The following is an 11,807-nucleotide window of genomic DNA, read 5'->3' on the forward strand; positions in this document are numbered from 1 at the left end:
CCTCGCGAAGATCCGGTCCTTCGTCTCCGGGTCGTCATCAACGAACTTGCCACTCGCATGGCGGAAATCCCCTTAATCATACGGACCTGTCGTGCTGCCTCCAGTTCGAATTCGTGTGATGCTTAAAACAATGGTTTGTATCGGTAAGGTCAAGACCCACCAGCCCCACGATGGTAACTGGTGGGTCTCGCTGGCGCAGGAAGGGACTATTTACTGCGCAAGTCTTTTGCCTTCGCTTCGTTGCGTCTCTCGGCGGGGGCGCCGAGTTCTCACCGTCAGCCAACAATAAATCCAATGGCTGCGATCCCGAAACACAGGCCAAATAACGGAAAAAGCAGCCAACGCGCCTGGTGAACGCTCGAATCCATAGCGGCCTCCTGTAACAGTCGGCATCGCAACGGGGCTCTTCTGAACTCGGTTCCTGAAACTCTCGCGTTTCGGGCTTTTGCGATAGCAGCTTCGGACCAAAGTTCGGCTGTGCAGGCCCTTGGTCGACAGGCCTACAGACTGAAGTCCCTATGCAAGGAGCCGCCTGCATTCGGCGACCTTTGTGTCCACCAGGCGGCGCGATCCACCGGTCCCTTCGAATGCTTTACCTTCCTGGCTCTATGGCGAGGCGACGTTGGTCCACTGCATGTCATTGAAACGTCACCAGTAGCGACCCATATGCGGATTGCGTCGGATGTCTCCTCCCATTGCGTCCGGCGCGTTCCCCTCTGGAGGTTACAGACCTTCACGCTTGGCCGGGCTCAACAGTCCGGCCTTTTCTTTTGGTCATCGCGTCTGGGTTGAGCATCGTCCTGCCGCAGCGCGCTGCTTCAGTTGCGAGGAGGGAGCTGCTGGACAGACCATGTGTTGCCGTCAGGATCCTCAAAGAAGACAAATCTGCCCCAGGGAAAATCCTTGATATCGCTGACCTCGATGCCTTGGGCGGCCAGATGCCGGTGCGCCTCATCGATGTCGGGCACAACCAGCTGCAGACCCCGTATGGATCCCGGGGTGCTGTCGACGATGCCTTTGCCCATGGCAATCGAACAGGCCGAACCGGGCGGCGTCAATTGCACGAAACGTATCTCGTCGCTTACCGTGTGATCATGATCGAGGTGAAAGCCGACCTTCCCAACATAAAAGGCGATGGCATTGTCGACGCCCGATACGGGGACCGGGACCAGTTCCAGCTTCCAATCCATGACAACCCTTTCGCAGCTTTCGCCAAGTGGTGCCGAACACCGTGGGCGACATCCCGCCATCTTCCCAATGCCATTGTCGGCGCGGGCCGCTCAATCGGTCAAGAGATATCCGGCAAAAGCCGGGTTCGGGCAACGTGAGGACTGGTCTCATTGCTGACGGCGTTCGGAACCGATAAGCGCAAGCTCAGTGTTGGCCAAGACGTTCTTGTGCTTTCCGCCACGCCCGAACCGGGCAGGGTGGCGGTTCGGCCGAGTTTGCCGCGCGCTATGCAGCGCGCTTCGGACCGATCGGCAATTATGCCGTGAACGCCCACGATTCGGCCTGTCTTCTTCTTGCCGCGATCAAAGACGCCAGCACTGTATCCAAGGGATATCCGAGCCGGCGCGACGTTCTGGCGGCAGTGCGCGATATCCGTTTCAAGGGAATCGCCTATCGGGAGCCCATGAAAAGGCGACAATCCGGCCGCGGTGACTGCACTCAACGTGGTGGCAAATGGCCGGTTCCGACAGATCGCCGAAATCCGGCAGATGCAGAGCGTAGAGCAGACCTGATGCCGACAGGCCTCTCCGACCGAACCGGTTTCCGCCGCTTTGCCAGGCGATTTTCACATGACCACGAAACAATTATCTCCGGTCGCCGTTTCGCCCGCAGAACCTTCGAGGAGGCGACGATGAGCGCAACCGGCTTGGACGTTTTTGACAAAACGCTGCAAATAACAAACATCTGGCTAGACGAGATCATGGTGGATCTTGGTCCGGATCGACACGTCGCCTGGCATACATTGGGCGCCGTTCTGCGAACCCTTCGGGACAGGCTGCAGGTCGGACTGGCGGCCAAATTGGGAGCGGAACTGCCGCTGCTCGTGCGGGGCGCCTACTATGATCGCTATCGGCCCGCCGACATGCCCGACAAGACACGCTCGCTCGAGGAGTTCCTGCAACACATCGCCGATGAATTGAAATCGACCCGTGCTGTCGATCCCGGGGATGCGGCACGCTCGGTGCTGCGTGTGCTTGCACGGCATATCGACCTTGGCCAGTCGGCAAAGGTGCGGGATGCGCTGCCAAAGGAAATCCAGGTCCTCTGGCCTGAAAGCGTGGGCGTCAAATAGCGGCGATCCTGCTCATGCGGACGCGCGACGGACCGAAGCTTCGAACGTAAGCGCGGGTGGGTCTGGTCGACCCCGGTGACGCTATGTGCCGCGCTCGATGGCAAGGCTTAGCTGGGCGGCCGATGTGAACTGTCGCGGCTTAACCTGGAAAGATCGTGAAACCGCCGTCGACGCGGATGGCCTGTCCGTTGATAAAGCGCGCGCGCGGGCCGGCGAGGAAGGCCACCGCTTCGGCGATCTCTTCAGGCTCCGCATACCGGTTCAGCGATTTCTTGCTCGAATCCATGCGCTGCGGATCGACCACGCGGCTCGCCTGGAAGCGTGCCGTCTTGGTGGCGCCAGGGCTCACCGCATTGACGCGTACGCCATCGTCGATCAATTCCTTGGCGAGGCAGCGCGTATAATGGACGACAGCCGCCTTGAGCGTCGAGTAGACCACCTCGGGCGAGCATCCGATATGCGCTGCCGCCGAGGCGATGTTGATCACCGAGCCTGAGCCGCGCTTGACCATCGGCGGAACGAACGCCTGGCAGACCAGCATCGTGCCGATGAGATTGTTCTCGGTTAGAACCTTGATGTCTTCGTAGTCGATATCGAGTGCGTTGTTGGGATTGGGCTTTACGCCCTTGGCGCCGATGTCGCCGCCGGCGCAGTTGACCAGAATGTGCACGTCGCCGAGATCGGCCTCGATCTTCCTCTTCATCTCGGCGACAGCTTGTTTGTCGCCTATATTGCCGGTGACCGCGGTCACCCGCGTCCCATGCTTCTCCAAGCCCCGGGCAGAGTCGCCGAGATCCGCGAATTCGCCATATTGAGATGGCCGGGTCCAATCGAGGTCGTGGACCGCGACGTTTGCGCCAAGTCCGGCCAAGCGGTCGGCCATCACGCGGCCGAGGCCGCGTCCCGAGCCGGTGACGAAGGCGGTCAGGCCGCTGAGTTCTCGAGCAGTCATGCTGATTTCTCCATTGCAATGAAATCGAACTTCTTCATGTTGGCGGCGCTGCGCCGGATCATGTCGAGCTCGTACGAAACGAGCGCGCCGTCATCGTCCCGTTCCCATGGCGTGCGGTAGTCGGCGTCGTCCGCAAGGCGGTTCACGCGCGCAGCACTCAGGCACGCGGCGAACTCACGGGCGGTCTTCGGCGCATATCCGTTCCACCAGTCGTCGGTGAGCCAGCGAACGTGACGGGCCTCCAGCGCGCCTGGCTCAAGCACCGCCGTCAGCGTGTCGTGGTGCTCGCCAAGGATGGCTGCCAGTTCGGCGAATGGCACGGCGCCGTCGCCGATCGCGCAGCGGACCAGACGGTAGCCCTCATCCGTGAACTGAATGCGATAATCCTTGAGGTGAACATGGCGGACATGGGGCGCGATCCGGCGCGTGAAGGCAAGCGGCGCCTCGCCGACAGGAAAGGTGTTGCCGGTGTCGTAGGTGATGCCGACACCCGGCCCGCCGAGTTCGCAGAACGCAACCAGTTCGTCGCTGCCGAAGTCCTGATGGTTCTCGATGCCGAGCACGCGGCCCTCGGCCGCCGCACGCGGCCCCCATTCCGTCAAGGCAGCGCGAATCGTTGCGTTGAACTCACTCCATTTCGGTCCCCACGCATTGCGGTCGCCGCACAGGACAGGCGTCAGTGCGATACGAATCGTCGTCGCCTCGAGCAGGCGCGCAGCCCGAAAGGCGTTGTCCAGCGGACCTGCCACTAGAAGTCCGCCGCTCACCACCGGGACGATGTCCAGCGCGGCAAGACGCCTGCGCAGGACGACGATTTCGGCGTCAGTCAAGTCGGTCAACCAGGGTTCGTAGATCTCGAGCGTGCGTGCGCCTAGTTCCTGCGCCAGCGTAATGAAGCCTTCCAGCCCCACGCCGTCCGGATTGTGCCGCGGCGTGCCGCGGCCCTGCAGTCCGAGATGATAGGTCAGTCCGTAGGGGTTGAGGCCGAGACGAAGCATCAGCTTGGCGGTTCCAATGGAGAGCGGAGAAGCGTCACTAGCGCAGACCAGCATCGACGGTAATGGACTGTTTGGTGATCATGCGGCTGTCGTCGGCTGCCAGGAAGAGCACTGTGCGTGCAATCTCCTCGCCCAGCAGGACGCGGCGGATCAATTGCCGCTGCACCGTCTGGTCGACTGCCTCCTGCGTCTTGAACCACAGCTCGCGCTGCCGCTCGGTCATGACGGCGCCGGGTTCGACCGCATTGACGCGGATGTTATCCGGTCCGAACGAGCGCGCCAAAGCACGCGTCAGCGCCACCACAGCCCCCTTGGCGGTGGCATAGGCCACCATCTGGTCCGCTCCGAAACGCCAGGCGATGGAAGAGAAGTTTATGATCGAGCCGAAGCCGAGTTCCTTCATATGCGGATGCACAGCCTGCGCGGCGAAGAAGTGATGCCTCAGATTGACGTCGAAGCTGCGGTCCCAATAGTCGGCCGTTACCGCGTCGATGGGATGGCGTTGATCATTGGCGGCGTTATTCACCAGGACGGCGACCGGACCAAGCCGCGCGCGCACGCCTTCTACCGACGCCTTTAGCGCATCGACGTCGGTCACATCGCAATGGAGATATAAGGGAGCCTGCCCGGCGGCACCAGCGAGCTCGCGCACCAACGCCTCTGCTGGCTCGTCTTGCACGTCGAGAAAGGCTACCCGGGCGCCATTCGAGGCGAAGGCACGGACCATATCGGCGCCGATGCCGGAGGCGCCGCCGGAGATCAGCACGACCCGATCGGTCAAGCTCGGATAAGTCGCGAATTGTACGGACATCGATTACAGAAGCGCCTTGGTTGTTGGATCGAACAGACAGGCGCGCGACATATCGATGCCCAGCGTTATCGTCTCGCCCATGACGGGAGCGTCGTCCGGCTCGAAACGGCCGGTGATCTCCAGGTCACCCAGCCTGAGCACGGCAAGTGTCTCGGCCCCGGTCGGCTCGACCAGTTCGACCGGCGCCTGCATGGACGCCACAGCAGGTTTGCGCGACTTCAGGTCGGTCGTGAAACGGTAGATGTGTTCCGGACGGATACCGAGCACGACGTCCTTTGGCGCACCGGCGGGCATCGGCGCGGCAAGAGCAAGGCTGGCGTCGCTGCCGTCAGCGGCGCGTACCGAGATGCTGGTCGAGCCCGTAAGCCGGGCGGGGATGAAATTCATCGCCGGCGATCCCATGAAACCGGCAACGAACATGTTGGTCGGCCGGTCGTAGATCCGCTTCGGCGTGTCGAACTGCTGTACCGAGCCCTGGTTCATCACCGCAATGCGGGATGCAAGCGTCATCGCCTCGACCTGATCATGGGTGACGTACACCGTGGTCTTGCCGACGCGATGGTGAAGCTTCTTGATTTCGGTGCGCATATCGACGCGCAGCTTGGCGTCTAGGTTGGACAGGGGCTCGTCGAACAGAAACAGCTTCGGGTCGCGTACGAGGGCGCGCCCCATCGCGACGCGCTGCCGCTGGCCGCCCGAGAGCTGGCCGGGCTTGCGTTTAAGCAGCTGTTCGATCTGAAGGAGCGCGGCAACCCGCTGGACAGCTTCCGCCTGCGCCGCTTTTGGCACGCCGCGGCTTTCCATGCCGAAGGTGATGTTCTGGCGCACCGTCATGGTGGGATAGAGGGCGTATGACTGGAACACCATCGCAATGTCGCGGTCCTTGGGTTGCACGGAGTTAACCAGCCGGTCGCCGATCCATATCTCGCCCGACGTGACGGTTTCGAGGCCGGCGATCATGGCGAGCAAGGTTGACTTGCCGCAGCCCGACGGGCCGACAAGGGCGACGAATTCTCCGGTCTTAGCCTCGAGATTGATGCCGGCAAGAATCTCGAGCGAGCCGTAGCTCTTGTGAAGGTTGCGGATCATCAACGCGGACATGGGCGACGCCTCATTTGATGGCGCCCTGGGTGAGGCCGCGCACGAAGTATTTTCCACCGAACAGATAGATCAGCAGCGGTGGCAACGCGCCGATCAGCACGGCTGCGCTCATCACATCGTAAGCACGCGCGGTCGTGCCGCCGGCCGTGAGCGCGACCAGTGCCGCGGTAATCGGCTGCTGCTGGCCTGATGTGAAGACGACGCCGAACAAATACTCGTTCCAGATGCCGGTGAACTGCCAGATGACGGTGACAATCAGAATGGGCGGCGACAGGGGCAGGATGATCTTGCGGAAGATCCGCCAGAAGCCGGCGCCGTCGATGCGTGCCGCCTTGATCAGGTCGTCCGGTATGCTGACGTAGAAATTGCGGCAGAACAGGGTGGTGAACGAGATGCCCTGGACGACGTGGATAAGCACCAGCCCGTATGTGGAATTGGTCAGGCCGAGCTTGCCGAGCAGGAACGCCCACGGCATCAGCGAAATCTGGCCGGGCATGAATACGCCGAGCAGCATCAGATTGAAGATCAGTTCGGAACCCCTGAAGCGCCATTTGGAGAGGATGTAGCCATTCATGGCTCCGAGAATGGTCGAGATGATGGTGGCGGGGATCGTCATCGCCAGCGAGTTGAAGAAATTGCGCTTCATGCCCTCGCAGGTACCGCTGACGCAGTAGGATCCCCAGGCCTGCGCCCACGCATCGAACCGGAAGCTGCGCGGTACGGAGATGAGGCCGTTGCGGGCAATCTCCGACTGCTCGCGCAACGAGTTGAAGATCACCACCAGCAATGGCACAAGATAGACGACCGCGAAAAGCGTCAGCACGGCATAGACAAGGAAGCGGCTCCAGAAATGCCGGCGCGTGGCAGCGGCTTCTTCCGGATCAAAACGGGCATTGGGGGCAATTTCAACCATTGCGGCCCTCCGCCCGCCGGCGCCAGACGATCCACAAGGAGTACGGCACCAGCACCACCGCGACCGCCGCGAGCATCATCATCGCCGCGGCGGCACCCTCGCCGATTTGGCCGCGCTGGAACATCAGGTCGTAGACATAGATGGCGGGGAAGGTCGTGGACACACCTGGCCCGCCCCGGGTCAACGCCGCCACCAGGTCGAAGGTCTTGATGGCGAATTGTATCTGAATGACCGCCACCGCCAGGAATATCGGAGCGATGGTTGGCAGGATGACCCTCCGATAGGTCCGGAAAACCGACGCGCCGTCGATTTGCGCGGCTTTGACGAGATCCGGATCGACCGACCGCAGACCGGCCAGGAAAAGTGCCATTGCGAAACCGGACGACTGCCAGATACCGGTTATGATCACCGCATAGATCGCGGTGTTGCGGTTGGCCGTCAGGGCGAAGCTGAAGTCGGTCCAGCCAAGCCCGCGAACGAAGGCCTGGATACCGTCGACAGGGTTATACAGCCAGCTCCACACCGTACCGGTGACGATGAAGGACACCGCCAACGGATAAAGGAAGATGGTGCGCCAAACCGCCTCGCCGCGGACGCGCTGGTCGATCGCGATCGCAAGCAGCAGGCCAACCGCCATCGAGCCAACGATATAGAAGCCGCTGAACAGGAAGAGATTCGTATAGGCGATGTTCCAGCGCCGGTTTGCCCAAAGCGAAGCGTAGTTGTCCAGGCCGACGAATCCATAGGTCGGCAACAGCGACGAATTGGACAGCGAGATGTAGAGCGTCCAGAATGTGAAGACGAAAACATAGATGAAACTCGCCGCAATCGACGGCGCCAGCACCAGAATGGGCACCATCGTGCCCAGGCGCTCGCGCCACGGACGGGCGGCGGCAGCTGCGGCTGGTACAATCAGATCATGGGTGGACATCGGGCTGCTCCGGCGAGGTCTGGCCAGGCGCTTCGCCCCCGGCCATCATCGGCAGCGTCACTTCTGCGCTTCGGCCGCATCCGCCATCGCATTGGCCGCGTCCTGCGCACTCATATCCGGCGTTGCTACAAACTCGGTGATGCTGTCCATTATTGCGCCGCGGACCTTTTGCGGCACCGTCATGTTGTGCGCCATCGAACGGACGAGCGTGCCGGCGGCGATCGAGGCTTGCAGATCCTTTTGCGAGAGTTGCTGGCAGGGATTGAAGCCGTTCGAAAGATCGACGTCGAGGCGGGCCGGGATGGACCCTTTGGTCTGATTGAAAATGGTCTGGAATTCGGGCGACAGGATGATGCTGGCAAGCAGCTTCTGTCCCTCGATGTAGTCCGGGTCCTTCTGCTTGAAAAACACGACCGAGTCCGAATTCAAGATGAAGCCGGGCTTGCCCCAATCGGTCGGCGCCTGAGCGCAGATATAGTCGGTGCCCTCCTTGAAGCCGCCGGCCGTCAGCAGGCCGATCGTCCAGTCGCCCATGATGTGGAAGGCGGCCTCGCCGCGGCCGACGAGATGCGACATGGTATCCCAGTCACGCCCGTTCATGCCGGGGTCCATGTACTTCGAGGTCATGGTGCGAAACTGCTCGAAGGCCTTGACCATGCCGTCGCTACGCATGGCATCGACGTCGCCCTCGACGAAAGCTTTCCTGTAGAGATCGAGGTCCTGACCGTACACGACCACTTCGAAGACCGTCGAGTCGGTCCAGTCGGCGGTTGAGTGTGAAATGCAGATCTTGCCGCTGGCCACGATCTTGTCGCAGGCGGCGTTGAACTCCGCCCATGTCTTCGGCATCTCGTTGACGCCCGCATCCTTCATGACCTTCGGCGATGCCCACAGCCAGTTGATGCGGTGGATGTTCATCGGCGCTGCCACCCAATTCCCGGTCGGCTTCATCACCGGCAGCAATTCGGGAGCGACGACCTTCTCCCAATTTTCCGCCTTCGCCAGGTCGTCGAGATTGGCCGTCATGCCCGTCTCGTTCCATTCGGCGATCTCGGGGCCCTTTAGCTGCACAGCGGGAGGTGCGTTGCCGGCGATCACATCGGCACGCAGTTTGGCCAATGTATTGGCCGTATGGCCCGCGATGGAGGTCTGCTGCCAGGTGCCACCCTTGGCGGTAAACATCTCGCCGAGCTTGGCGATAGCCTGGGCGTCCGATCCGGTGGCCCATTGATGCAAGAGGTTGGTCTTCGGCTCCGCGAGCGCTGTTCCGGTAATCAAGGTGAAGGCGGTAGCGGCCGCAAAGGCCGTCCTCAGGTATTTCATCGTTTCACTCCCATATGTGATGCACGGTTCGTATCGACCGCTTGTGGCCTGCGATTTGAGGTCGTGGCCGGCGAGATGCAGTAATCTCCGTTCTTTCCAAGATGACATATTGAGCTATCAGTCAACATGCTTTGTGCTCATCATGAACAAACCTTCGCTTAGAAATTGGCTGATCGACAGGCCGTCCGCGTCGCCGGAGAGCCTGATCGTCCGATGCTTGCGCGAGCGCGGCGTGCTTTCCGCGTCGCAAATTACCCGCATTACCGGTTTGGCGCGGTCGACGGTTTCAACCGCGCTCAACGGCTTGAGAAAGTCAGGGATGGTGATCGAATCCTCGGCCCATCATGACGCGGCCAGGGGCATTGGCAGGCCGGCCACCGCATTGACGCTCAATCCCGCTGCGGGCACCTGCGTCGGCATCCACCTGGGCCTCGACGAGATGCGGTGCGTCGTCGCCGACGTCTCGCATTCTTTCGTTGCTGAACAAACTGTCCCCATGGGTCTGGACTACCAGCCGCAACAGGCGGCCCAGCTCGCCAAGTCAGTAATTGCCCGATGCTACGAAGAGAACGGTCTGCCGATGGCGGGGCTCCTGGGGGTTGGGGTCTCCGTCTCGGGCCCAGTCAGCCGCGAAGGAGTGGTGCTGCGCGCGAGTATTGTTCCGACCTGGGCCGGGGTCAACATCCGCGATGTGTTCGGGCCGGTCCTCGAACAGCCGATCTTCGCCGACAATGAGAGCAACTGCTCGGCCATTGCCGAGCTGATGTGGGGGGCGGCCGTCGGCCACGACGATTTCGTGCTGTTCAAGGTCGATCTGGGCGTCGGCGGGGCCATTGTCCAGCACGGCCGGCTGGTGAGCGGCATCGCCGGCGGCGCCGGCGAATTCGGGCACATCAGCATCGATCCCGGCGGCGACCTTTGCCGGTGCGGCAATCGCGGATGCCTGGAGCTCTATGCCAACTTTGCCCGGCCGCTCGAGCAGATTTCGCGCATCGTACGGCGGCCGGTCACGATGGACGATGTGATTATGATGGCCGAGCAGGGCGACGTGAGGGCGCTCCGGATGATCGAGGACACCGCCGAGTTCGCCGGCCGTGGCCTTGGCCTGATCGGTTCGGTGCTCAATCCGCCGCTCATCATAATCGGCGGCCGCATGGCCTTGGCGGGCGACATTCTCCTGGCGCCACTGATCGCGTCATATGAACGCCATACGCTGATCAAGTCCCGTGATGTGGCACCTGCGCTGCGCACGCGGATAATCGTTGGCAAGCACACGGAGAACGACGCATTGCTCGGCGCGGTCGGCCTCGTGCTGCGCCACAACAGCCGGCTTCAATGACCTGACTCCGCTTCGGGTGGTACTCTGAGGCTCGTTGTTCCAAATCGGTGCGCACCCGCATCGCAGCCAAGTCCCTCCGGCCTTTGGACTGGTTCACTCTGGCGCGTTAGAGCGTGGCCGATGAAGAGCGTGCCGAGAGGTGTTACAAGAATCGCGTAGGTTTATGGTGTTAACGGGCAAGCTTGGGGAGCAGTCGTCAATGCCGTATTGCTGCAGCAGGCCGAGCCCTACCTCTCGCCCGGCCAGGAAAACTGTAAGATGAAGCAAAGCGGAGTTGTCTTGCCGCACGGCGGTGGGCGGGTGGTGCCGGCTCTCGGGATCGACGTCCATGTGTGGCGGGTTGCTCTCGATGCTCCCCTTTCGCAGTCGGACATGGCCGTGCTCAATCCAGCCGAATTGACCAGGGGCGGACGGTTTGTTTTCGAGCAGGATCAGCGGCGCCATCTGGCAGCTCATGCCGGCTTACGCCGGGTGCTGTCCATGTACACCGGCCGAGCGCCGGGAGAGCTCGATCTGCGGGAGACCCCGCAGGGAAAGCCGTTCCTTGCGGACGGGCGCCTCGCCTTCAACCTTTCGCATTCGGGGGATCTTGCCCTTGTGGCCGTGGCTGCCGCCGGGCAAGTCGGCGTCGATGTCGAGCGCGTCGCCCCGCGGAGCGGCGAGATGTCCATGGCCCGTTCTCTATTCGCGCCCGGCGAGATCGCACAACTTGAGTCACTGGCGCCAGAGGCCCGCCGCCTCATGTTCTGCCGGCTTTGGACTTGTCGCGAAGCCGTGCTCAAGGCTGCCGGCGTCGGCCTCTCCGGGGTGGGACTCGAGATTGGGATGGACGGGAGCGGCGAGGCCTATATTCTCTCGCCGCCACTGGAATTGGTTGAACCCCTCAGGCTCATTGAGTTCCGCCCAAGCGCGCACCACGTGGCCGCCGTCGCCTGGAGTGCACGCAGTCCTCAGGTCGTCGCACGCCGCTTCGATTTCGACTTGGGATTGCGTTGACGCTCCGGAACGGGCCTCGGGGACGCCTGTTTTTGGCGACGAGAATCGAGCGGACGGGTTCTCTTCAAAAGCAGCCACATCGGCCTAAAAACTAATCAAATTGGCCTAAAAAGTAATCAAATCGGCTTAAATGACACATTT

General features: G+C 61.8%; 11 protein-coding genes. 3 read left to right on the plus strand and 8 right to left on the minus strand.

What is annotated here, in order from left to right; genetic code table 11:
- Positions 1–818: 818 nt before the first annotated feature.
- Positions 819–1,190, minus strand: a complete 372-nt coding sequence (locus tag NKI79_RS04245) for a VOC family protein (RefSeq protein WP_352800062.1) — start codon at positions 1,188–1,190, stop codon at positions 819–821.
- A gap of 671 nt (positions 1,191–1,861) precedes the next feature.
- Here NKI79_RS04245 and NKI79_RS04250 point away from each other — a divergent pair.
- Positions 1,862–2,302 (plus strand): DUF2267 domain-containing protein, encoded by a 441-nt coding sequence (locus tag NKI79_RS04250; protein ID WP_352800064.1) that lies wholly within the window; start codon positions 1,862–1,864, stop codon positions 2,300–2,302.
- Between the two features lie 139 nt (positions 2,303–2,441).
- On the opposite strand, the gene NKI79_RS04255 is transcribed toward NKI79_RS04250, so the two are convergent.
- From NKI79_RS04255 to NKI79_RS04285, 7 genes are read right to left on the minus strand one after another with little or no spacing between them, the layout of a single operon-like run.
- Positions 2,442–3,254, minus strand: coding sequence for an SDR family NAD(P)-dependent oxidoreductase (locus tag NKI79_RS04255; RefSeq protein WP_352800066.1), 813 nt, complete (start codon positions 3,252–3,254; stop codon positions 2,442–2,444).
- Positions 3,251–4,252, minus strand: coding sequence for a sugar phosphate isomerase/epimerase family protein (locus NKI79_RS04260; RefSeq protein ID WP_352800068.1), 1,002 nt, complete (start codon positions 4,250–4,252; stop codon positions 3,251–3,253). Before NKI79_RS04260 ends, NKI79_RS04255 begins: the two co-directional genes overlap by 4 nt.
- A 37-nt stretch (positions 4,253–4,289) precedes the next feature.
- Positions 4,290–5,063 carry an SDR family NAD(P)-dependent oxidoreductase gene (locus tag NKI79_RS04265; protein WP_352647482.1) on the minus strand — a complete coding sequence of 258 codons (774 nt, stop codon included), beginning with the start codon at positions 5,061–5,063 and terminating at the stop codon, positions 4,290–4,292.
- Between the two features lie 3 nt (positions 5,064–5,066).
- Positions 5,067–6,164 carry an ABC transporter ATP-binding protein gene (locus NKI79_RS04270; protein ID WP_352664522.1) on the minus strand — a complete coding sequence of 366 codons (1,098 nt, stop codon included), beginning with the start codon at positions 6,162–6,164 and terminating at the stop codon, positions 5,067–5,069.
- Positions 6,165–6,174: 10 nt separating this feature from the next.
- On the minus strand, positions 6,175–7,077 hold the full coding sequence (locus tag NKI79_RS04275; protein ID WP_352702898.1) for a carbohydrate ABC transporter permease: 903 nt from the start codon (positions 7,075–7,077) through the stop codon (positions 6,175–6,177).
- Entirely contained in the window at positions 7,070–8,008 is a 939-nt protein-coding gene (locus NKI79_RS04280; RefSeq protein ID WP_254817038.1) for a carbohydrate ABC transporter permease, read from the minus strand. The genes NKI79_RS04275 and NKI79_RS04280 overlap by 8 nt, the downstream gene beginning before the upstream one ends.
- 57 nt (positions 8,009–8,065) lie before the next feature.
- Positions 8,066–9,331 carry an ABC transporter substrate-binding protein gene (locus NKI79_RS04285; protein ID WP_352800071.1) on the minus strand — a complete coding sequence of 422 codons (1,266 nt, stop codon included), beginning with the start codon at positions 9,329–9,331 and terminating at the stop codon, positions 8,066–8,068.
- 142 nt (positions 9,332–9,473) lie between these two features.
- Here NKI79_RS04285 and NKI79_RS04290 point away from each other — a divergent pair, with 142 nt between their 5' ends.
- Both NKI79_RS04290 and NKI79_RS04295 read left to right on the plus strand, forming a co-directional pair.
- Positions 9,474–10,670 carry an ROK family transcriptional regulator gene (locus NKI79_RS04290; protein WP_352800073.1) on the plus strand — a complete coding sequence of 399 codons (1,197 nt, stop codon included), beginning with the start codon at positions 9,474–9,476 and terminating at the stop codon, positions 10,668–10,670.
- 258 nt (positions 10,671–10,928) lie between these two features.
- Positions 10,929–11,666 (plus strand): 4'-phosphopantetheinyl transferase family protein, encoded by a 738-nt coding sequence (locus tag NKI79_RS04295; RefSeq protein WP_352506259.1) that lies wholly within the window; start codon positions 10,929–10,931, stop codon positions 11,664–11,666.
- Positions 11,667–11,807: the final 141 nt, after the last annotated feature.

The sequence above is a fragment of the Mesorhizobium sp. M0340 genome, from assembly GCF_040321535.1.
Lineage (GTDB): Bacteria > Pseudomonadota > Alphaproteobacteria > Rhizobiales > Rhizobiaceae > Mesorhizobium.